Genomic DNA, 24,635 nt, shown 5'->3' with positions numbered 1-24,635 from the left:
AGACTGAGGGAAAAAGCTCATCATGAATCTGCATTCACCGCTCTCAATCGTTTGCCTGTGGACAGTCTTGTTCTCTGTCTGCTTGACGAATCAGTCCCGACTTCCGGCGCAAGACCAGGAGAATCAGCCCTCAGCCGAGACAGAGCAGGCACAGAAAGCCGAAGCGCTCAAACACGCTCAGCAGGGGCAGACCTATCTGAAGCAGAAACACTGGAAAAAGGCGATCTCTGAATTTCAGGCAGCCGTAAAACTGCAGCCCGAGAACAGCATGCTGCACTACCTGTTAAGCGTCAGCTACCTCGAAGATTCACAAGGCAGTCTCGCCTGGATTGAAGTGCGTAAATCGGTGTTGCTGGATCTGAAAAACCAGAATGCCATGCAGCAATTCCTGAAGTTCTGGAGCTTTTTCGATAAGCAGGGCGTTCTCAATGTCGGAACGCCTGAGGTCGAGGTGCTGAAACTGCTGGGACCTCCGGACAGAAAACAGGAGCAGGGAGCAGATACACGACTGACTTACGGTTTCATGTGGCTGACATTGAGGAATGCCAGCCTGTTCGCAGTCATCGATACGCGGGGGCTGGAAGCGGAATACACCAAAGCTCTGCAGACAATGGAGTTCGAACTGGGACCGGACTGGCGGGTCGGGTATCGGCTGATGAACGGCACCAGTGCCCTGACCGAATACGTCACCACCGAGGAGACTGTTCAGAAGTATCAGCAACTCTTTTCCACCCAGCGACTGTTTAAGCTGGGTAAAGAAACCTCGGCAGAGGACATGATGAAGCGCATGAAGACCCTGATTGAACAGTCTTATGAGGTCGAAACCTGGACTGTGATCGACGATGGTCAAGATGATGTCATCTTCGAGTGGAAAGTGGCAGCCAGCGATAAGACACCCGCACAACACGAGATCAATCGAATTATCCGAGGCAAACGGGACATCCATCGGCTCGCTTACGTCACGCGGAAGCTCCCGCTCAGCGAGGCAGATCGGAAAAAATGGATCGATGAGTTAAAATCAGCCCGCGTCGTTCTCGCGAATCCGGGGAAACAACCACTGACTCCCGCACAGAAAGCCGAACTGGTTAAGCAGTTAACTACCAAATCCCGGGAGATCATCGCCCTGCAACTCAAATACATTCAGGCAGGCAATGTGGAATCAATGCGCCCCTTCTTCACCGAACGACTCCGCGATCGGATTACCAAAGAGTCCCTGGCCGAGGCACAGGAGCAGGCCGTGAGCGCAACCCCTGAGGAGCTTGTCCATTCTGTCACGATCGAAGAAGTCGGGGACGGGATTCAGGCCAAAATCAAAATGAAAAATGGTCGCACTCTCACCACACTGGTTCCCGTCAACAGAAAATGGGTTGCAGACACCATCTGGTTCAAGTGATTTGACGCAAACCACTGTGCTTACCCAATCTGGCACAACTGTCTCTCTTTCAGACGCGTTCTTCACAGGACCTGTGCGTGTGTTTACATTCTCGCGTCGGATTTCCCTGTAAATCACCAAAATTATTTCTATTAATTTTGGAATCGCCGTCTCCAGAAATGCCTGTTGTTATTAACACGCATCACGTGCAGTAAGTTTTATATATTTAATCACTTACGTCTTAATTGACACTTCCCCGCGAGGTCGTTGATCTCACCGCATTTCGGACCACCCCTACGATTAGCATATTTCGTCTCAACTTAACAACGTGATTATTCCGAAAGATCAGAATAACCGCTTGTACCCGGATAATCGGAACAGTTTGACATCCGACCGGGGCCGAGGGGGAGAACGGTATCAGGTCTCGCCTGACCGTTCGGATTGACCGGGTTCTGAAAGGGGGGCAAGAAGCTCCTGATTCCAGAATCGGGGAGATCTCAGAGGAACGGAGTTGATCGTCTGAAATTGTCAGAGACGAGTTACACATCGACGTTGGAGCATTCGATGAACAAATTACGTGTCAGCCTGGCCTGCTTCTTATTAGCCTCTCAGTATATACTGGCTTTGGTATCAGCAGCAGCACCTGATGAGAATGGTAGTGATCAAACTGAGGGACGGACCACGATTGGAGAGCCAGCAGGTTCCGCCATTGTGGGGAGTGTCTCGTCCGGAGGATTCCGGCATGATTTCACTCCTGCGAACCAGGTTCAACGAAATGATGTCCCCGGCTTTTCATCCATGAAGGATGTCAGCTACAAGGATGTGCCACAAGGATACATTCCTTATCGCTATCCTGATCCCCGCACGATGGAAGTCAATGAATTCGTTGACACCGGCGCCGGTTACCAGCCGATGCCCGTCGATGAATTTCATCCGATCTTCCGCCTCGACAAAGGCATCGGCGGCGGGATTGGATACGACGACGGTTACTCCAACCTCGGCATGTTGATTCCTTTCACGATTCGCCCCGAACAGAGCATGCTGTTCCTGGATGTCCGGGCCATGGTTACCGACCAGGGAGCCGGCGGTGTGAACCTCGGTGCCGGATGGCGTGCCTATAGCGAAAATCTCGATAAGATCTTCACCCTCGCAGGCTGGTACGACTACGATGACGGCCACTATCAGGATTACCATCAGATTGGTGTCAGTGGTGAAGTCATCGGTCAATACCTGACCGGACGGGTCAACGGATACTTCCCGATCAATAATAATGAAGTTGTCATTTCGAACAACCTGAACGGTGGCGGCTACTTCCAGTCGAACTATATCTTCCTGAACCGCACGCGTCGGTCTGAATCATCTTATGGTGGTGTTGATGCTGAAATCGGTGGTCCGCTGCCGGTTCTCGGTAAGTACGGCATCGACGGTTTTGTCGGCGGTTACTACTACAACTCAGACCACGATAAGAGCGCCTCCGGTGCCAAGTTCCGGGCGGAAGCCAATATCAATGACTGGTGGCAGATGAGCGTCAGTTACGCCAAAGACTCAGTCTTCGGTTCCAATGCCTGGATGAATGTCATTCTGACAATCCCCGATGGTCGTTCGAACAAGTGGATGCGTCCCAAGACTCTCCAGCAGCGTATGTACCAGCCTATGAATCGTAACTACCGCGTTGTGGCTCACGTCAAAGAGACCATCAACAGCGAAATGGCGATCAATCCGGATGACAATATGCCTTACATCGTACAGCACATCGATCCGGACTACGGTGCCGCCGGAAATGGTACCTATGAAACCCCCTTCGGTTCTGTGGCTGCCTACAACGCTTCTCCACCAACGGCTGATACAGACATCATCTTCGTACAGGATGGTAACGAGCTCAACCTCGATGGGCAGATCACCCTGCTGGATAAAGGCGTAGGTGTAACCGGTCAGCGGTTGTTGAGTGAAGCAGTCCAGCACACCATTAACGTCTTCAACGATGGTTCGGTCAGCACACTGAACCTGCCTGGTTACAACCCGGCTGCCAGTCGTCCGACTCTGACCAACACTGCCGGAGCCGGTGGTGCAGCTGGTGCTGTGGTCGTCGGACAGGGCGGAGCCTGGGAAGTGTCCGGCTTCAACATCAGCGGTACTCGTGCCGGTGGTGCACTGCCTTACAACGATGGCATTTACTCCGCAGGCACACGCGGGTTCAATATCAACAACAACTCGTTTGTCCTTTACAACCGTGGTGTGAATGTCACCAACACGGCTGATGGCATCGGTATTGTTTCTACCAACACCTTCTCGGGTGATGGGGCTAACTCCTTCCATGGAGCTCTCATCAACCAGAATGCAGGAACTCTGGAACTCTCCTTCAAGGATAACACGACAACCAACAACCTGGGTGTCGTACCTCCAGGCACGGGAACCGGTTTCGAAATCATTGCCAATGCCGGCAGTACTATCGACGGTGTAGGAACGGCAGCTGACGGTGTGACGACCCTGGGTATTACCGGGAATACATCCAACAGCAATGGTACCGGGATGATCATCACTGAGAATGGTGGTAACATCGATACTGATTTCTCGAACAATACCTTCAACAACAATATCAATCCTAATACCGGTCTGCATGTCAACTCGAACGGCGGTACAATCACCTTCCGCAGCTTCGATACCATCACAGCGACCAATAACACGGGGATCGGTATCGCGTTCGATGCAACTGCCGGCGGTGTGATCTCCGCTCTCTCAGAAGATTTGAACCAGAACGGAACTCTCGATCCGGGTGAAGATGTGAACGGGGACGGGGTTCTGAACCTGGGGATGACCAACATCAACGCCAGCAACAACACCACCGATGGTTTTGTGGCGACGGCTGACGGTGCAGGTTCCACCATCAACCTGAATATCGGTAACATCAATGTGTCACCGAACATCTTTAACAGCAACGGCCAGCATGGTATCAGTCTGAATACCGCCAACGGTGGTGCAATTACCGGTAGTATTATTAACAATACCGCGACCAGTAACACAGCAGACGGCCTGGCAATCACACTCAACAGTGGTTCGATTGACCTCACCGGCTACGGATCACCGTCCATCGGTAATAACACCTTCTCAGGCAACACCGGTAACGGGATGAGTATTACGAATAACGACGGTGGTACCTTCACCACGGCCCTGATTTCCGAGAACGATTTCAGTGACAATACCGAAGCGGGTCTGTTCTTAGGGGGCAGTGATCTGGGGGCAGCAACAACTGCCACCAATACCCTGGGCAGCATCGATTCCAACAACTTCAACCGTACGACTTCTGGAACCTCAGGGATCCTGTTTGATACCAGCGATGTTCGCACCACAGCCACCATCACCCGTAACACCTTCATCGGTCGTGCCGGGGCTGGATTCGGTGTCGGCGGTACTGTCGCAGGCACAACCACTGTTCCTGCACCCGGTGGTGTAACGCTGACCTTTGGTAACCTGGCTTCAGTCGACAACTCGGAAATCAATACCTTCCAGGATAACGGCGATGCCCATATCGGCTTCGTCATGGAAGGCAACACGACAAACCAGGTCGACATTGATCAGCACGACTTTAACACGGCAACAGATACCGCTTTGAGTGCTGACTTCAGCGGTCAAGGGGTCGGATTTATTCTGCGGGATACAGCTACCTATACCGGTACTATCCAGCGTTCGACATTCCAGAACAACGCTGCCTCCGGTCTGTTCTTCAGCGTAACGGGCAATAATGGTGCCGACTTCGCCGAGATCAATAACGTCCTGGTCGGTACAGGTACCGAAGAATTTGGAAACACCTTCACCAATAACGGGGGCAGTGGTTTAGAAGTCACTCGAACCGGTAACGGTGTGGTTAATAACTTCTCTGTTCTGTACAACACCTTTACCGGGAACACCCTGGACGGTATCAGCCTGACCGCTGCAGGGGCAGAACAAAATGATACTTACACGATCAACAACAACCTGATTACCGCGAATACTTTGAATGGTATTGATATGCGTGTCGAAGCTGATGCGACAATCTATGCCGATATTGATAGCAATACGATTACCGCAAACGGAACAAATGGTATCCGAACCACTGAATTAGTCGGTGCTCCTGGAGATGCCCGCGATATCCGCGGTAATTGGACCCGTAACTATATCGAAGGCAACACCGGCGATGGTATTCAGCTGGCAGCCGCTTCCAACGGGCTAGTTATCGGTGACTCAGTTGACTCTTCACTGGGTAACGTGATTATCAATAACGGGGTTGACGGTCTGGGTATCACTGGAGCTGGTACCGTTACGATTGCCAGAAACTACATTGCCCAGAACGCAGCCATCGGTATCGATATGGATCTGCCTGGTTATAACAACATGACCATCACCAATAACGATATTACCATGAACGGTGGAGACGGTATCGAATTCATGAATGTACTGTCTGGTTCCTATGATCTGAATATTGATGGCAACGTAATCGACTTCAACGGCGGTCGTGGCTTCGATGTTCTGGCCCGACCCGGTTTAGGTGGCTCTGCTTCTTCTGTCGACATCGCGTTTAACAACAACATCGTGAATGAAAACGATCTGGAAGGTGTGTATGTGGTCTACACGGCTTCGCTCACACAGAATCAGACAGACCCCGCAACAACGGCTCTGGCATCAGACGGAAGTCTGTTTCAGGATGTCTATCTGAGAATGGACATGGATAATAACCAGATTATCAACAACGGTCGATTGAGCGGATTCGGGGCTACAGGTCTGGTCGTTCGCGTCGGTACAACCCGGTCCTTTACTGGAGGCGGAAATATCAACAATCCTGGTGGGTTTGCCAGCGATGGCTCGGGTAACTTCGTGACTTCCGGTGTGATCATGTCGGTAACCAACTCGACATTAACAGGGAACCTGGGTGACGACATCTTCTTCCAGTCGTTCACTTCAACTGTCGATCCAGCTGCGACCGCTGGTACCTGGGGGGCGACGACCGATCCGACGGCCATCACTACCTTCCAGACTGACGCCCTCGCTCGTCTGGACCTGTTGTGGGACAACAACACCATTATCTCATCTGATGTGAATAATACTGGTGCCTTCTACGACAATGCTGATACCTTCAAATCTCGTCTGAATACAAACAGTGTGCCATTCGATGGGCCGTTCACCTCGACCACTCGTCGTCGTAACGCTCAACGTCAGGCTGCCCGTATTCCGAACCTGATTGATCCAGGTGCTGGTAACTTCTTCTACTCCGGTACCGGAGCCAGTACCTTCCGTCTCGACAGCGCGGGAGACCTTGGTGGTATCTTCATCATGGACGGCAACCCCTACACTACCACAGGGGACGCCAACGGAGTGCTTCTGCCAGGCAACATTGTCGGCGAACTGCCCTTCGGTTGGGGTCAGTACTAAGATCAACAGCATGTGCTGACAACAGCACCTGTTAAAAACAAAAACACCATCCTGAAGCAATTCGGGATGGTGTTTTTTTATGTGTCAATTGAAAACGCTTAAGCCGGCGAGAGGAACTGCTCGATTCGGTTCAGCCCTTCTTCAATGGTCTGCATGTCGGTCGCGAAAGACAGACGCACGTAACCGGGAGCACCAAAAGCATCGCCGGTGACCAGTGCCACATGGGCTTCTTCCAGCAGCGCCGTACAGAACTCGGTCGAGTCTTTCACGACCTTGCCTCCGCCCAGCGGCTTGTTGAAGTGGGCACTTACGTTGAAGAACGCATAGAATGCACCACCAGGTTCAGCGAAGCTGATGTCCGGGAACTTGTGCAGCCGTTCCAGTACGTAAGCGCGACGTTCTTTGAACGCAGCCAGCATCTCTTCCACGCTGTCCTGGGTTCCCACCAGCGCGGCAATCGTCGCCGCCTGGCTGATACTGCACGGGTTGGATGTTTCCTGGCTCTGCAGTTTGGTCATCGCAGCGGAGACTTCCACCGGAGCGATTGCCCAGCCAATACGCCAGCCGGTCATCGCGTAAGCTTTACTTACACCACTGACGATAATCGTCCGTGCTGCGACTTCGGGACCGAAGGACGCAAAGCTGCGGAATTCCGATCCTTCGTAGATCAGTTTTTCGTAGATCTCGTCAGACATCACCGCGACATCTTTTTCGACAGCCACTTTGGCCAGCGCTTCCAGAGTCTCGACCGGGTAAGCGGCACCGGTCGGGTTGCAGGGGTTGTTGAGCATCATCAGCTTGGTTTTGGGAGTGATCGCCGCAGCGAACTGTTCTGCACTCATGCAGAAACCACTCTCTTCACTGGTTTCGACCATCACGGGAGTCGCGCCCGTCAGTTCGACCAGTGCGCTGTAACTCACCCAGTAAGGCGTGGGGATGATCACTTCATCGCCGGGACCACACAAGGCAGTCAGCACATTGTGAATCGAGTGTTTGGCACCGTTGGAGACCACAACCTGGCTCGGCTGAAAGCTCAAGCCATAATCCCGCTGGTAGGCATCGCAGATCGCCTGTTTGACTTCCAGAGTTCCCGCGGCCGGGGTGTAGTGAGTCTGGCCGGCGTCCATGGCTGCTTTGGCAGCATCACAAATGTGGGCCGGGGTGTTGAAGTCCGGCTCTCCCAGGGTGAACTCATAAACCTTGACCCCGGTGCTTTTCAGTTCCTTGGCCTTCGCAGCAGCGGCAATCGTGGCGGATGGTTTCAGTTTCTGAACGGTTGAGGAGAGCTCCATCGGCATAATAGCGATCTTCTTATCTGAATACATCAAAGTTGGTGGATCTGAATACACTGTCAGATCTCAATTTTCCCCACACACGACACCGGGGAAACGAAAAAGTTCGTAAACACCTGATTCTTTTCACCCACGGGGAAAGCGTCAAGTCTCGGGTGCCCCTGTTTGCAAAACGAACGGGAATCTCAGGCCGCAGAGCCGCAGGGAAAGCGATTTCGAGCCCCGGATGGAACGAACTGCCGACAGGCGGGAACAAAGATACCGGTAGTGTCGTTTTTCCGATAAACAGGTCTGGATAACCCTTAGCGCGAGGCGGGCAGCTCGGTTTCGGCGTTCTGTCCGACTTCGTGGGCCGACATCTCGACATGGATGCGGGACGTCATCTTGAATTCAGAGCGGGGCTGCGTGCCCCCCTTGGTATCGCGGGTGATATCCACAGTCCACTTGGCGACGCCGAAGGGAATCTGTTTCGTCCGCCAGATCGTGCCTTCGTTTTTGGAACGCGTCGTCGTGCTTTCGCTGCTGAAGGTCCCTTTGTAAGCCTGGGCGGTGACAGCGCCGGTCGGAATATCAACCATCGCCGGTTCGCCGACCGAATCCCACTGGGTGTAATGTTCCAGCATGGTGATCATAGGGTAGAACCGCAGCACGTTGGTTTTCAACGGTTCGACGGCCCGATCTCCGACTTTGCGGTATCCTTTAACGATCGGCAGGAACGTGACCGGAATCTTGCTCTGATCGACAAGCTCGCCATTGATCGCTTTTTCGGGAACCAGCACTTTGTAGATCCGCGGACCCGATACGCCAGGAGCGATGCCGGACTCGGTTGCTTTGCCGGTGGTGGTTTTGAATTCCAGCCAGCGGCAGGCCGTCTGTTCGCCTGCGAACTCGGCCATCTCCGAACCCACGGAACTGATTACCAGGTGCCGCGTCCACTGCAGTTTGACATTCAGGTCGTTCGATTGAGGACCCGGCATCTCTTTTTCATAAGTGCCTTCAAAGCGAACCCAGGAGCCATCGGGAGGCAGTTCCCAGATAAGTCCCTGTGCAGGCAGCGCACTGGAAAAAGCAAGAACACAGATGACAGAGAGCAGAAATGTTCGGACAGACATCATTGCGGGTAAACCAGAGTTGTTAAGGAATCGGAGCGGGTCTGGCAGAGAACCATGCCATTCACAGATCTTAGTGTGACAAAAGCGCCATCCGCTGACAACACTTTTTAGTTTTTCCTGCCCGAAAATTCACAACCAGACCGGATTCAGCTCATATAACGGGAGCATCAGTCAACTCTTTCTTGACCGTGGTACGTTGTTCGACTTAGACTGCTTATAGTCATTAATACGATTTTGATGTTTGTGAGGCGTATCCGGTCTCCCGGCTGCTCATGCCTGTTCAACAGACAATACATGCGTCCCTCTATTGGAGATTTCTGATGTCATCCACTTTTCCAAACAAACGCTGGTTTGCCCTCCTGCTGATCTGGGGATGTTGCTTCTGTCTGTTCCAGAATGTGGCCACCGCCGCGGAAGAGGAATCGAAGCCCATCCGCGAAAACTGGGCGCACATCATCATCAAAGGAGACTATCCCGAAGGGCCCCAGATGCCGGGACTGTTTGGTGATGTCACCGAGTCACTCTCCAAATTGACCCAGCGGCTGGAAAAAGCCTCCGAAGACAAATCTCTGTCCGGGGTGATTCTGCACATCAAAGGGACATCGGTCGGTTGGGCCAAGCTGAATGAAATCCGCCAGGCCATCCAGAAGGTCCGCAAGAATGACAAAAAGGTCTACGCCTGGATTGAATCGGGAATGACCAAGGATTACATGCTCGCCACCGCCTGCGATGAAATCGTGATGCCCGAATCGGCTTCGCTGATTCTGCTCGGCCTGCGGGCGGAAGTCAGCTTCTATAAAAACCTGTTCGACTGGCTGAATGTCAAACCCGATGTGTTACGCGTCGGTGAATACAAGTCGGCTGCAGAACCCTATACCCGCACCGATATGAGTCCCGCCTTCCGTGAAGAAATGGAAGCGATTCTGGACAACTACTACGGGCAGATCGTCGACACGATTTCCAAAGACCGCGGTCTGGCCGATAACAAAGTCGAAGCCGCCATCGATGCCGGACCCTACATGGCCGCGGACGCAAAGGAGCGTGGATTAATCGACCACCTGGCCTATGAAGATCAGCTGCCCAAGCTGATTACCGGGGGAGACAAAAATAAAGACGTCAAAATCATCAAAAAATATGCCAAGAAACGCCTCGACACCGACTTCTCCGGGATTGCCGGGCTGATCAAACTCATGGACCTGTTGGCCGGCATCGACTCCTCACAGCGGATCGGTTCCGGACCTCGCGTCGCCGTGATCTATGCAACCGGTGCCATCATGTCCGGTTCCAGCTCACAGGGAGGCCTCTTCGGCGTCAACGTGCTCGGTTCGGACACATTCATCAAGGCCGTCGAGAAAGCAGCTAAAGATGACCAGGTCAAAGCCATCGTCGTTCGCGTCGACAGCCCGGGTGGCAGTGCCCTGGCCAGCGACCTGATGTGGCGGGCCCTGGAAGAATCCGGAAAACCGCTGGTCGTCAGCATGGGCGATGTCGCCGCCAGCGGCGGATATTACATCTCCATGGGAGCCGAACGGATCTTCGCCGAACCGGGAACGCTCACGGGGTCCATCGGCGTAGTAGGAGGCAAACTGGCCGTCGAAGGTCTGTATAACAAGATCGGCATCACCACCAGTGTGATCTCCCGTGGTAAGAACAGCGGTACCTTCAGTCCGATGACCGGCTTCACCGAATCGGAAAAGGCGGCGGTCACCAAACTGCTCCACGCGGTTTATAAGCAGTTCACCGAGAAAGCCGCCGAGGGCCGCAAAATGAAATACGACCAGCTCGAGAAACTCGCCCGCGGTCGCGTGTATACCGGCGAGATGGCTCTGAAAATCGGTCTGGTCGATGAACTGGGAACCCTGGAAGAAGCCATCGAATACGCCCGCAAGCTCGGCAAGATTCCCGAAGGCGACAAATTCGAGAAACTGATTCTCCCACGCCCGACCAGCCCCTTCGAACAACTGTTCGGAACCGCCGATACCCAGAGCCGTCAATCCAGTCAGCTCTCAAGCATGCTGAATCTGCTCTCTCCGGAGCTGGCACAGCAGTTGAAAAAGTTTGATTTGATCAATCTGCTGTCACGTGAGAAGACATTGACTATCATGCCGTTCGATCTTCGCGTAAATTAAGCAAGAGAAGACTTAGCCGTTGATCGAATCGAAATCGACTTACATATAGAATCAGAATTCAGCAGGCAGGGAGACAGGATGTTTAAGGGCTTCAAAATCGCAGGTGGAAAATCATTCCTGGTGGTATTCACGCTGGTTCTGCTGGGAGGCATGACCGCATACGTCTCTGCAGACGAGAAGCCCCGGCTCGCCGACTACTACGGTTTCAAGCCGCTGGAACTCTTCAAGCTCTCCGATCGTTCTTCCAATATGCTCGCCGCCGACATGAACGGGGACAAGCTGAATGATCTGGTGCTGATTGACAACAGCAACAGCCGCATCGATATCCTGCAGCAGCGCACCGGCAACGAAGATCCGATGAGTGAAGAGGTCAGCGATGGCGTGAACTTCATTCCCGATGATGCCCGCTTCAAACACGTCAAGGTGCCCGTCGATGTCTCTATCTCCGCGCTCACGGTCGGCGACTTTAACGGCGACGGCCGCAACGATCTGGCATATCTCGCACTTCCCGATCGACTGATTATCCGCTACCAGACCGAAAATGGTGGCTGGTCCGATCGCAAACGCATTCGCCTGGCGGACCTGCAACCCACTCAATGGACGATTGCTGCCGGAGATCTGAACTTCGATCAGCGGACCGATCTCATCGTACTTGGTACCAATCACACCTACGTCATTCTGCAGGACGAGAAGGGCGACTTCGCAACCCCCCGTTCCATCCTGAATACGTCACCCAAGCTGGGCCTGGCCTCCATCGCTGACCTCAACGGCGATGGCCGCAACGACTTCACCTATGCCACGCGAGATGGCAAAGATCAGGTCCTCTGTGCCCGTTTGCAGAAACAGGATGGCCACCTGGGACCGGAAATCCGCTTCGAACTCTCCAGCCCCCGCTCGGTCACACTTTCAGAAATTGACGGCAAACCGGGCTCGGAAATCCTCACCATCGATTCCCAGACCGGTCGCCTCAAAGTACAGCAGCTGGAAAAGGCCCAGGCAAAAAATGGTGAAATCTCCAAACGGCTCACACTCTACGGGTTCGGCGAAGAAGGCTCCGGACGCAACCGGGGGTTTGACCTCGGTGATATCAATGGCGACGGATTAACGGACGTCGTCGTTTCCGACCCCGAAACAGCACAGATGCTCGTCTACCTGCAGACCAAAGACCGCGGCCTGGATCTGGGGCAGACCTATCCCGGTCTGCTCGGAGTCGAACAGCTCCGCGTTGAAGACGTCAACGGCGACGGCAAAGGCGAAGTCTTTGTGCTCAGCGAACGCGAAAAGATCATCGGCGTCAGTGCGCTGGACAAACAGCGACTCTCATTCCCCAAAGTGCTTCCCATTAAAGGCGAACCGCTGGCATTCGAACTCGCGGATCTCGACGGGAATCAATCACCCGAACTGATCTATGTCGCGAAGGTCGGCGATAAACGCGGCTACAGCTACCAGCTGCAGGCCCTGCGTCTGAACAAGGATGGCAGCTGGAGCGAATATCAGTTTCCCAGCGACCCGCCGAATCTGGATTCACCCAAGTCGCTGGTCAAGCTGGATGCGAATGGCGACGGCATCTACGAGCTGATGGCCTTCTACGGGCTCTCCCGCTCACCCAAAATGATTACGTTAACGCCGAAACAGACTCCCCAGTTGATCACACCGTCCGGCGGAATCAACCTCGATGAAATCAAACCCGAATCCATTTTTATCGGCGGCACCAAACGGGACTGGATCCTCACCGCCCAAAACAACTTCGCCCGCAGACTGATTCTGAATTCTGACAATCAATGGCAGGTCGTCGATCAGTTCAATGCCCCCGAAAGCAAGGCCCGCGTGGAAGGCGCCGTGAATATCGATCTCGACGGAGAGCCCGGCGATGAAATCGTGCTCATCGATCTTGGTGTCCAGAAACTGCGTATTCTCCGTAAAGAATCCAACGTCTATCGTCCCTGGAAGGAAGTCGAAATCGGCGAGTTTCCGCTCCTCTCAGCGCACGTGGCTGATCTGAATGGAGACCAGCGGCCCGACCTGGTTCTCTTCGGTCGCGGTCAGTTCGGAATTCTGTACTCCGGTCAGACTCCGCCCACTCTCAAAGAGGTCGCCTCGTATGAATCGAAACTGCCCCAGGCCTACTTTACCGATTCCGTTGCAGGAGACCTGAACGGCGACGGTGCTCCCGATGTGGTCATTCTCGATCTGCGGACGCACCAGGTTGAAATTCTGAATTTCAAAGACAAACCAGGCTTACGCCACGCACTGAATTTCAAGATCTTCGAAGAGAAAACCTTTTCCCGCTCCAACCGGACCGGCGTCGATCCCCGCGAAGCAGTCATCGCCGATGTGACGGGCGACAATCGTAAAGATCTGATTCTACTCTGTCACGACCGCGTACTGCTCTACCCTCAGGATGATGGGAAGTAAAATTCCCGTCGGCTTACATTTCTGAGGAATCGTGCATCGCGTATTTCTGCGACAGGCGGTCCAGCCCCCAGACGAGCAGGGCCGCCACGATGATGAGTGCGATCGATGACCAGAACATCCCGCCAAATGATTCAGGCCAGATGTTTTCGTAAATTCGGTGCTTGAATGGAACCATTTCCGGAGTCTGATCGCTGGTGTAAGGCGTGACATCCACCTTGAACGGCCAGATCCGTCTCAGCGAGCCAACCATCAGCCCGCACAGCACAGCCATCGTCAGTGTGTGATAGCTGTGCAGCAGCCAGCGGAGCACCTTGCTGAACAGGATCAGTCCCAGCAGGCAGCCCAGCACGAAGACCAGCACCGTCAGCAGGCCGTTCCAGTCGATGTTCCCTTTGAGCAGTTCCCTGGGAATCGTCTTCAGCAGTCCGGTCACATCGTGATATTTGCCCAGCAGGATCAGGATCAGCGCGCCGCTGATGCCGGGGAGAATCATTGCACAGATCGCGATCATGCCACAGAAGAAGACATACAGATTCCCTTCAGGCGGATTTATCGAATGTTCTCCCACCAGAATATATACACCAATCGTGGAGACAATGAAGGCCAGCACGTTCAGCACGGTCCAGCGCTGCACCATCTGGGCGACCAGGAAACTCGAAGCCAGAATCAGGCCAAAAAACAGGGAAAGCGTCAGTTGCAGATGATAGTCGAGCAGGTAATGCATCAGGCTCGCCAGGCTGACGACCCCGGTCAGAATGCCAAACCCCAGGGGAATGATGAACCGCAGATCCAGGTGCCGGGCCGCAGCCGACCATTCGCGCCGGAGCAGCATTTGAAACAGCCGCGCGTCACAGTGGCTGATCGCGGTAATCAGTCGCTGGTAGATGCCCAGGATCAACGCCACCGTTCCGCCGGAAACGCCAGGGATGATATCCGCGCCCCCCATCAGCAGGCCCCGTCCCACCTGAACCAGGTCCGCACGTGCGGGGAAACGGGAAGGGGAACTTGGTTCAGACTGCTCGGAATCAGACATCGATAAACCTTGATCTAATGAACAAAAGAACTTCCAATTCAATTATTTTGCCGCCAGCAATTGAACCGGAGATATGGCATCAGGTATGTTTCATAGTGTTGCAGAGTGTAATCTAGTCAGACACATCTGAAAAGTGTTGATTTTCGAACCTCCATCAGCAAAGAGACAGACAGCATGAAAGGCCCCGGATTAAAGCTGGACCTCGATGTCAGGCGACTCTGGAAATGCCCGAAAACCGGTCAGACGATCCGTTTGAGCGGCGACGTGGTTGCCAAATCGACGCAGGTCAACGGGGAAACCGTCTTCATGCAGCTGATCGAGGAACAGCGAAAACTGCACGAAGATCCCTATCACTTCGATTTTGCTGAAACGGCAGAGAGCGATCAGTCTTCCTCAGAACGTGCTGCAGCCTTGGCACGTTCCCTGGAAGCCGAACCCTCCGTTGAGCCCGAATCGATCACGGCGCAGGAAGCAGCCCCACCCCAGGAAAGTTCTGAGCAGACAGAGTCGTCTGCCTCCGCAGAACCGGATCAGCCCGCGGAAGAGTCAGACGAATCATTCGGAGATGGTCTGATCTGATTCCACCCTGCAATCCCGTGCTCGATTTGATCCCTTCATTGTCAGCTGTTTTCAAACCCGGCGTCAGCCGTCTGGTATAACGCGGTCCATGTCACAAAAAGATATCATCATTACCGGTGCCCGTGAGCACAACCTGCGGAATGTCAGTGTGCAGCTGCCCCGCAATCGCCTGATCGTCATGACGGGCGTCAGTGGTTCGGGTAAAAGCTCACTCGCCTTCGATACACTCTACGCGGAAGGGCAGCGGCGATACGTCGAATCGCTCTCCAGCTATGCCCGGCAGTTCCTCGGGCAGATGCCCAAACCCGAGGTCGACTCCATTTCGGGACTGGCACCCTCCATCTCGATTCAACAGAAGATGAGCGGTCGCAACCCGCGCAGTACTGTCGGCACCATCACCGAAATCTATGACTATCTCCGCGTGCTCTTCGCCCGGGTCGGACAGGGCTACTGTGAAAAGTGCGGCAAGCCGATCACGTCGCAGAGCAGCGAGCGGATTATCGATTCCATCGGCCTGATGCCGGATAAGACCCGCTATTCGATTCTGGCGCCGCTCATCCAGCAGCAGAAAGGGGAATACAAAGACCTCTTCGAAGACCTGCTCAAACAGGGCTTTCTGCGGGCCCGTGTCGACGGACGCATGGTCCAGCTCTCCGATCAGCTGCAACTCGATCGCCAGATGCGGCACACCATCGAAGTGGTCATCGATCGCCTGGTCGCCGGCAAAGTCAGTCGCTCCCGACTGGCCGAATCGGTCGAGCTGGCACTTAAAATGTCGAATGGTACATTGATCGTCGTTGAGGAAGTCTCATCAAAATCGCAGCCGGGACAGCAGGAGACAGACCAGCCCGCCCCCGAAAAACTCTACAGCTCGCGCTACGCTTGTGCCGATTGTGGCATCAGCTACGAACCACCCACACCGCAGCTCTTCAGTTTCAACAGTCCGCTCGGGATGTGCGGCGAATGTAACGGGCTCGGAATGCGGTACGACTTTCCGCTGGATGCGATTCTCTCCAGCGAGACAAAGTCGATTCAAAAGGGGGCCTTCGAACTGCTGGGGCCCTTGAGCAAAGTCGGCAAGTGGCGACGGCATATCTATCAGGGCGTCGCCCGTTCCATCGAACGCGACCTGAAAATGCCGGAAGACAGTTTCCTCAAAACCCCCTGGAATGAACTTCCCGAGGCGGCAAAGCAGCAGTTCCTGTTTGGAACGGGGGAGCGGAACATCACATTCAGCTGGCGTCATTCCGGCGGGGTCTGGAAGCACGGCGGCACCTGGGACGGTTATGTCGAAGAGCTGCTGGAAAGCTATCGTAAAACCAGTAACCCGATGCGGCGGAAACAGCTCGAAAAATATATGGATTTCGTGCAGTGCTCCAGTTGTCAGGGGACCCGGCTCAACTCACAGGCGCGACACGTCCGGATTGCCTCGCTCAGTTATGCCGAAAAGGAAGATAAGGACCCGGTCACCAGAACGCTGCCGGAAGTCTGTGCCTTCAGCATCGAAGAGGCCGCCCATTTCTTCGAAACGCTGGACCTCGATCAGACCGGCCTGCTGATCGCAGAAGAAGTTCTCAAAGAAATCCGCGGGCGACTCGGCTTTCTGCTGCGCTGCGGACTGAATTACCTGACCCTCGATCGGACTGCACCGACTCTTTCAGGCGGAGAAAGCCAGCGGATCCGACTCGCCGGTCAGATTGGCTGTGGACTGGTCGGCGTGGTCTACATTCTCGATGAACCTTCTATCGGTCTGCATCCCCGCGACAACACGATGCTGCTGGAAAGTCTCTGCGATCTTCGCGATCAGGGCAATACCGTCATCGTGGTCGAGCATGATGAAGAGACGATGCGGGCTGCAGACCATATTGTGGACTTCGGTCCCGGCCCCGGGGTACGGGGAGGCTACATCGTCGCGGAAGGCTCTTATCAGAATGTCCTCAAAGCCAAAGAGAGTGTGACAGCCGCCTTCCTGTCGGGCAAAGAGAAAATCGAAATCCCGGAAACCCGTCGCAAGCTGGTCAAAAAAGAATCGCTCCACATCAAAGGCGCCAAGCATCATAACCTGAAAGACATCGATGTGCGGATTCCCACGAAAGGGGTGATCTGCGTGACCGGCGTCAGTGGATCGGGCAAGAGCTCTCTGATCAACGATATTCTCTGGCCCGTCTTAAATAAGAAGGTCAATAAAGGGAAGGGGAACCCCGGCGAACATCAGAAAGTCACCGGACTGGAACTGATCGACAAAGCCATCGACATCGATCAGTCTCCCATCGGACGAACTCCGCGTTCGAATCCCGCGACTTATGTCAAAGTCTTCGACCTGATTCGTGACCTGTATGCCAAACTGCCCGATTCCCGCATGCGGGGCTACAAAGCGGGACGCTTCAGTTTCAACGTGCCCGGCGGACGTTGTGAAGCCTGTGAAGGCCACGGTGCCAACAAGCTGGAGATGGACTTCCTGGCGGATGTCTGGGTCCCCTGTCCGGTCTGTGAAGGCCGTCGTTTCCATCACGAAACCCTGGAGATCCGTTACAAAGGTGCGAGCATCGCGGAAGTCCTGGACATGGACATCCAGCAGGCAATCGAACATTTCCAGAACGTCCCCAAGATTCTGAAGCTGCTCGAATCCCTGCACGATGTCGGCCTCGATTATCTGAAGCTAGGACAACCCTCGCCTACACTCTCCGGCGGTGAAGCCCAACGGGTCAAGCTGGCCCGCGAACTGGGGAAACGCTCCACCGGAAACACCTTTTATCTGCTGGACGAGCCGACCACCGGTCTGCATTTTGCCGACGTCAAACTGCTGCTCAAGGTCCTGCACCACCTGGCCGATGCCGGGAATACGGTGCTCGTCGTCGAACATCACCTGGACGTGATTAAAACCGCAGACTGGGTCATCGACCTGGGACCCGAGGGGGGCGAAGGGGGAGGCCGGATCCTAATCGAGGGCACACCAGAAGAAGTCGCCGCCTGTCCCTGGTCTTATACAGGGCTCGCGCTGAAAGAACAGACCGACCTGGTCCCTGCCAAACCACCAGCGAAAGCCAGAGGCAGACAGACCCTCACGCTCAATAATCCCCACCATCGCTGGCAGTCCGCCGTTCCAAAATCCAACGGCGCCTCTCCCAAAGACAGCCGGGAGATCACGATTCGCGGCGCCGGCCAGCACAACCTGCAGAATCTGGATGTGCAGATCACCCGCGACCAGATGAACGTCTTCTGTGGTCCCAGCGGAAGCGGTAAAAGTTCACTGGCGATGGATACGCTCTATGCAGAAGGCCAGCGGCGGTATGTCGAATCGCTGTCCGCCTATGCCCGGCAGTTCCTGGGGCAGATGCCCAAGCCCAAATTCGAACACATTCACGGCCTCTCCCCGGCAATCGCCATCGAGCAGAAAACTACCGGCCATTCTCCCCGCTCCACGGTCGGTACGGTCACTGAGATTTATGATTATCTCCGCGTGCTCTACGCCCGACTCGGGAAGATGTACTGCCCCGATTGTGACGTTCCCGTCGAAACACAAACCACCGACGAAGTCATCCAGCGAATTCTGGATATGGAAGAGGGGACGAAGCTGCTGATTCTCGCTCCCGTCGATATCAACGTCGGGCAGGCATACGACACGCTCTGGGAGAAACTCAACACACAGGGTTTCCGTCGCGTCCGCATTGACGGCACCACGTATCGCCTGGAAGACGTTCCGGATATCGACCGTCGCCGTCGTCATGAAGTCGAAGTTGTGATCGACCGCATCACCGTGGCTGCCAAAAATCGCTCCCGCATCGCAGACTCCGTCGAATCGGCGCTGGCTCTTGGGGAAGGGCTGATGTATGCCTGCTACTGTGAAGACGATGTGCCGGAACCGGAATGGGATTTCGAAACGTTCAGCCTGTATTACTTCTGCGAACAGTGTGGTCAGAGCTTCGAAGAACTGACGCCCCACAATTACTCGTTCAACAGTCCGCTCGGCTGGTGTGAGTACTGCGAAGGCCTCGGAACCGAACTGGGGACGAACCTCTCGGAACTGATTCCCGATCCGAACCGGAGCCTGGGAGAAGCCGCGGTCGCCGCCTGGCCCGACCCACGCACGAACGCCGCGTTTGCTCAGACACTGGAAGCCATCGCCCGGCAGTTCCGGATTCCCCTGGACGTCCCCTTCAATCAATTGACGGTCAAACAGCAACGCGTGATTCTCTACGGCGATGAAGAACGCTGGATCCCCCTGGATGAGAGTGGCAAAATTCAGTTCCAGTTTAAGGGGCTCTACCCGGCGATTGAGGAAGCGTCGCGATTATCATTCGCGTTCCGCAGTCGTCTGCACGAGATGACCGGCGAAGTACCCTGTTCTGTCTGTAATGGCAGCCGCCTCCGCACGGATGCCGCCGCCGTCCGCTTCCAGGGAAAAACGATTGGCCAGTTTTGCGATCTGCCGCTGCAGGCCGCTCTGGGCTTTATCAAACAGGCGAAACTCAATAAACGTGAAAAACAGATCGCTGGCGACCTGATCAAAGAAGCCACCAGTCGTCTGCAGTTCCTCGTCGATGTGGGGCTTGATTACCTCACCTTGAGCCGCCCGCTACCGACCCTCTCCGGCGGAGAGAGTCAGCGCATTCGACTGGCCGGGCAGGTGGGACGTTCGCTGACCGGGGTCTTGTATGTTCTAGACGAACCGACCATTGGTCTGCATCCGCGCGATAACACGCGCCTGATTAATACGCTGAAAAAACTGCGGGACATCGGCAATACAATTGTGATGGTCGAGCATGACCGCGAAGTGCTTGAGGCGTCTGACCGTCTCTATGATTTCGGACCCGGTGCCGGCCGCTTTGGCGGGACGATTGTCGGAAAAGGTTCTCCAAAGCAGTTGAAGCGTAGCAAAAAATCCATGACCGGTCAGTATCTGGCCGATCAGAGGACGATTGCCATCCCCAGTGAGCGGCGTGTGATCTATGAAAAACAGGGGAAAGCAGACGTTCCGCTCTCGCCCACCGGACACTGGCTGGAACTGACCGGCGCCCGCCACCACAATCTGCAGTCCGTCGATCTTCAGATACCGCTCGGCTCATTTACCTGTATCACAGGAGTTTCCGGATCTGGTAAGAGTTCGCTCATCGAAGAAACACTGGCCCGGGCAGTCACGAAAAAACTGCATCGCGCCAAGGAAGCCCCCGGTCCCTACCAGGATCTGCTGGGACTGGATCAGATCAATAAAGCGATCATTGTCGATCAGCGACCGCTGGGGAACACCCCCGCTTCGAACCCCGCGACGTATACCGGCGTGTTCGATCAGATCCGCGAACTCTTCTCACGACTGCCGGAAGCGAAGGTGCGCGGCTATCAGCCCGGTCGCTTCAGCTTTAACCGTTCCGGGGGCCGTTGTGAAGACTGTGAAGGCAACGGTCAGCGGTGTATCGAGATGCACTTCCTGCCCGATGTCTGGGTGACCTGTGAAACCTGTAACGGTAAACGTTACAATCAGGAAACGCTCTCGGTTAAATACAAAGGTAAGTCCATCGCGGATGTGCTGGAGATGTCGATCGGCGAAGTCGCGGAACTGTTCAGCAACATTCCCGCTATCCGACGCACGATGGAAACCCTCTGCGCCATCGGCCTGGATTATCTGACGCTGGGACAATCGGCGCCCACTCTCTCCGGCGGTGAATCGCAGCGGGTGAAGCTGGCAGCAGAACTCGCACGTCCCAACACAGGGAAGACACTCTACCTGCTGGATGAACCGACGACCGGTCTCCACTTTGACGATATCGCCAAACTGCTCAAAGTTTTAAACAGCCTGGTGGAACTCGGCAACACGGTGATTGTCATCGAACACAATCTCGATGTGATCAAGACCGCAGACTGGCTGGTAGACGTCGGTCCGGAAGCCGGCAGCGGCGGCGGTCAGATCATCGCCGCCGGCACACCCGAAAAACTGGTCGAACATGCGAAGGCTTATCAGAAGCAGACGAAGTCCCGGAGTAAACGCAAATCAAAACAGCCGGTCCTGCTCCGATCATATACCGGCGAGATTCTGCAGCCGATTCTCGCTTCCGGTCAACGAACCGAGCGCGAAGTCTTCGATGCACAGAGCCTCGGCGAAAAACAGGAAGGGGATCTCGATCTGAAACAGATCGGTCGCGACGCCCAGATGCCCTGGCAACAGGATGGTCGCCGCTGGCATACCCAGGATCACGTTTCGCTTTCCGGGGCCGCCTGTCAGTGGGAAGGGGCCGCCCTCGAATCGATCATTGATTTCATCGAGAACAAGGACGGCTTCGGCGAGATCAACTGGAACCATCGCAGTATTGTCGAAGTCAACGGCCCGGTGAAAAAGCAGGGCTGGTTCCTGCACGCGAACACCGGCGATGAATGGCTGTTAAGGCTCAGCTTCCGCGTCAAACGCAATACGTTCCAGCAGGAACCGCTGCGGGAGCAGCTCGCGTTGAAATCGCTGGACGATCTGGATGAACTTCCCATCTACGGGCGGTCTAATCGGGTGCGGGTCAAAAATCTCAAGGGACCCTGGCAGGAAGTCACACTCACCATCCACTGGCTGGAAGAAATCGAAACACCGGCCTTCCAGGAATTCCTGGAAACGGCGGCAGAATCGTTCCTGGGGCTGATTCATCGCGAGGAGATCAAGCCGGACGAGATCATGCCTTGGAAGGTACTCAAAAAGAAATGGCATCTCTCCCGCAAAGGCTTCCCCAACAATAAGCGGGTTGCCTGGGATCCGGAACTGCTGGAAAGCCTCTTCGAGGTGCTGGAAAAGACGTATGCTGATTCGTCGATTCAATGGGACAGCAAATCACTGGTCAATTTTGTTCAGGCCGGCAAACGCAAACCGTTTCTGACAATCCATACGAAGCGGCGGGAAGGGGTCGATGTCACTTTTCGGGCCGCCGACGGAGAAATTACTCTGGGTAAAATTGCTGATCTGGGAAGTGAACGCGAAATCAAAACCGATTCTCGCGGTAACGAGCAGGCCCGCATTCGCTTTACGAAGTCAGCACAGGTCGAATCGAAGGCATTTCAGCAACTGCTGAAGTCAGTCAGCGACTGAGAGAAACCATAAACAGACTCTGTTATACCAGCAGTAAATCCCCTCTCTGGGGAAAAGATGTTGACGAATTTTCAATAAACAGATACGATAATCAGCGTTGTAGTCATCTTTAAACTATAACGTCGTATCGCAATCGAATTGAAATCAGGTCAAGCCGCTCTTATCTCTCACAGTTCATGATGTGAGGACCTGTTTTATATAACGAGAAATTCGTTCCGCAGGAATTTTGGAAATGTGACGGATGCTCTTTTCTTATCCCCATTCACGTTCCGTTACAGTTCATGCTCCTGCCAAATTAAATTTGTTCTTAAGCATCGATAATAAGCGCCCCGACGGTTTTCACGACATTACTTCGTTGATGCTGTCGGTTGGAATATACGACACTTTAGTTTTCACGGAGGATCCTTCAACAGAAGTTGCGTTGAGTGTTGCCGAAGCGAATTCACTTCAGCCCCAACGAGACACAGACCAGCAGATCCCGACTGGTGAAGATAACTTGGTAGTGCGTGCTGTCCGGTTACTTCAGGCAAAAACGGGAACACAGCGGGGATTGCGGATCCAGTTGATCAAACGCATTCCTGCAGAGGCTGGACTCGGTGGGGGATCAAGCGATGCAGCGGCGGCCTTATTCGCTGCCAATCAACTCTGGCATTTGGGATTGTCGCCTGAAGAATTACGAGGTCTGGCGGCCGAGCTGGGGAGTGACATTCCGTTCTTTCTCACAGAGAGCAATGCAGCCATCTGTCGGGGAAGAGGTGAACTGATCGAACCCGTTTCCATTCCCCAATGTCTCCACTTTGTGATTGCTCGACCACAGTCGGGTTTATCTACGGCGGACGTTTATCGGCAGTGTCGAGTAGGGACACACTCAAATAATCAGGTTGAGCGTCTGACGCGTGATCTGGCTTCTGGGCAGTTTCATTCAATTTCCCACCTCATGTTGAATGATCTGCAGGCGCCTGCGGAACAGCTGAATTCGGATATATTAATTTTAAAAGATTACTTCTCAAAACAATCTGTTTTGGGGCATATGATGAGTGGAAGCGGAACTGCCTATTTTGGTGTCTGCCAGAATCGGGCACAGGCTTCCCAGGTCGCTGCGCGATTACGATCCACAGTGAAAGGGCATGTATTTGTTGTCCAGAACCGACTATAGATGAGCAATTTTAAATTTGGCACAAATGGAGTGAGGCCATGGAGATCAGTGAAGTACGCATCAAATTGATGAATGACCCACACGAAAGATTGCTGGCATTCTGCTCAATTACTTTCGACGTCTCATTCGTCATTCGAGATCTGAAAATCATTCAGGGGGCCAAAGGTGCCTTCGTGGCGATGCCCAGCCGCAAGCTGATGGATCGTTGTCCCAAGTGTCATACCAAGAACCATCTGCGCGCCTCGTTCTGTAACCAGTGTGGCGTGCGTCTGGATGAAAACCGGGCGGACAAAGATGACGCCGGTCGTGCCCGTCTCTATGCCGACATCGCGCATCCCATCAATTCCGAATGCCGGGAATTGATCCAGGAAGAGGTCCTCAAGGCGTATGAGGAAGAGCGAGTCTCCGCGCAGCAGGAAGGTTACATCTGCCGCTATGATGATTTCGGCGAAGAAGATTACGCACGGCTCGGACCCTACGAAGAGGACTACGACGAGACACCTCTGGTCCAGTCCTCCCGCACGGAATCGACCGTTCACCGCAAGAACGGTCAGGTATTTCGAATTGATGCTGCTGAAGACCGTTCGGATGGGAAACCACCCCATCATAATCCGGCCGATCAGCCAGCCGCCGACAGGGTTACTTCACAAAATCGTGAACCGGGTGCCCAGGGCGACTCCTTCGGTTCAGGAATCGTCTGATTCCACCTGTTGCTGATCCTGCTATGCGGCTGAGCGCTGCATACATAGCAGAATCAGTAGCTGTTACACGAATCCGGATTACCCTTCAGATTGCTGCGTCTTACATGATGAATAAACCGACCACCATAATGGTGATGCCGGTCGCTTTGGAAGTCAGCATGTTCTGCAAACGATCGATCATTTTCTCGTTTGGCTGAAACGATACGATTTCCTGCTTTTCTACCTCTTTTCTCAACTCTGCGTTAAGCCATTCCAGTACTGAAATACTCAGATCCTGTTGTTTATCAGCCTGGCCGGCCGGTTGCGATTTGATCAGCGAGGCACAGGTGTGACTGGTCGTCCTCGCTTGATCCTCGGGGGGAGAGATCATTACTTGTTGCATG

12 protein-coding genes are annotated in these 24,635 nt (G+C 54.3%); 8 read left to right on the top strand and 4 right to left on the bottom strand.

Annotated features, from left to right (window positions below; all coding sequences use genetic code 11):
- Window positions 1-22: 22 nt before the first annotated feature.
- On the top strand, window positions 23-1,393 hold the full coding sequence (locus FYZ48_RS09330; protein ID WP_149339641.1) for a tetratricopeptide repeat protein: 1,371 nt from the start codon (window positions 23-25) through the stop codon (window positions 1,391-1,393).
- Between the two features lie 543 nt (window positions 1,394-1,936).
- Window positions 1,937-6,775, top strand: coding sequence for a beta strand repeat-containing protein (locus FYZ48_RS09325; protein ID WP_149339639.1), 4,839 nt, complete (start codon window positions 1,937-1,939; stop codon window positions 6,773-6,775).
- Between the two features lie 98 nt (window positions 6,776-6,873).
- On the opposite strand, the gene FYZ48_RS09320 is transcribed toward FYZ48_RS09325, so the two are convergent.
- Together FYZ48_RS09320 and FYZ48_RS09315 are read right to left on the bottom strand one after the other, a co-directional pair.
- Window positions 6,874-8,073 carry a pyridoxal phosphate-dependent aminotransferase gene (locus FYZ48_RS09320; protein ID WP_149339637.1) on the bottom strand — a complete coding sequence of 400 codons (1,200 nt, stop codon included), beginning with the start codon at window positions 8,071-8,073 and terminating at the stop codon, window positions 6,874-6,876.
- Window positions 8,074-8,369: 296 nt separating this feature from the next.
- Entirely contained in the window at window positions 8,370-9,182 is an 813-nt protein-coding gene (locus FYZ48_RS09315; RefSeq protein ID WP_149339635.1) for a hypothetical protein, read from the bottom strand.
- A 317-nt stretch (window positions 9,183-9,499) separates the two neighbouring features.
- Here FYZ48_RS09315 and sppA point away from each other — a divergent pair, with 317 nt between their 5' ends.
- On the top strand, window positions 9,500-11,308 hold the full coding sequence (gene sppA, locus FYZ48_RS09310; protein ID WP_149339633.1) for a signal peptide peptidase SppA: 1,809 nt from the start codon (window positions 9,500-9,502) through the stop codon (window positions 11,306-11,308).
- Window positions 11,309-11,386: 78 nt separating this feature from the next.
- Complete coding sequence (locus tag FYZ48_RS09305; RefSeq protein ID WP_149339631.1) at window positions 11,387-13,723, top strand: FG-GAP repeat domain-containing protein; 2,337 nt, start codon at window positions 11,387-11,389, stop codon at window positions 13,721-13,723.
- 13 nt (window positions 13,724-13,736) lie between these two features.
- Here FYZ48_RS09305 and FYZ48_RS09300 read toward each other — a convergent pair whose 3' ends face one another.
- A complete protein-coding gene (locus tag FYZ48_RS09300) occupies window positions 13,737-14,756 on the bottom strand; it encodes a DUF368 domain-containing protein (protein ID WP_149339629.1) in 1,020 nt (339 codons plus the stop codon).
- A 174-nt stretch (window positions 14,757-14,930) separates the two neighbouring features.
- On the opposite strand from FYZ48_RS09300, the gene FYZ48_RS09295 reads away from it, so the two are divergent.
- From FYZ48_RS09295 to FYZ48_RS09280, 4 genes are all read left to right on the top strand, one after another.
- Window positions 14,931-15,335, top strand: a complete 405-nt coding sequence (locus FYZ48_RS09295; RefSeq protein WP_149339627.1) for a hypothetical protein — start codon at window positions 14,931-14,933, stop codon at window positions 15,333-15,335.
- Between the two features lie 88 nt (window positions 15,336-15,423).
- Window positions 15,424-22,395: an excinuclease ABC subunit UvrA gene (gene uvrA / locus FYZ48_RS09290; protein ID WP_149339625.1), complete on the top strand. Its 6,972-nt coding sequence runs from the start codon at window positions 15,424-15,426 to the stop codon at window positions 22,393-22,395.
- A 241-nt stretch (window positions 22,396-22,636) separates the two neighbouring features.
- The gene (gene ispE, locus FYZ48_RS09285) at window positions 22,637-23,551 is read left to right on the top strand and encodes a 4-(cytidine 5'-diphospho)-2-C-methyl-D-erythritol kinase (RefSeq protein WP_145042891.1); all 915 of its coding nucleotides are present in this window, start codon (window positions 22,637-22,639) and stop codon (window positions 23,549-23,551) included.
- A gap of 38 nt (window positions 23,552-23,589) precedes the next feature.
- A complete protein-coding gene (locus FYZ48_RS09280; RefSeq protein ID WP_145189770.1) occupies window positions 23,590-24,252 on the top strand; it encodes a SpoVG family protein in 663 nt (220 codons plus the stop codon).
- 100 nt (window positions 24,253-24,352) lie between these two features.
- On the opposite strand, the gene FYZ48_RS09275 is transcribed toward FYZ48_RS09280, so the two are convergent.
- The gene (locus FYZ48_RS09275) at window positions 24,353-24,634 is read right to left on the bottom strand and encodes a hypothetical protein (protein WP_145042887.1); all 282 of its coding nucleotides are present in this window, start codon (window positions 24,632-24,634) and stop codon (window positions 24,353-24,355) included.
- Window position 24,635 lies beyond the last annotated feature (1 nt).

This window comes from Gimesia chilikensis (assembly GCF_008329715.1).
Classification (GTDB): domain Bacteria; phylum Planctomycetota; class Planctomycetia; order Planctomycetales; family Planctomycetaceae; genus Gimesia; species Gimesia chilikensis.
The sequence above is the reverse complement of the archived record's forward strand: the minus strand, read 5'-3'. Positions and strand labels throughout refer to the sequence as shown.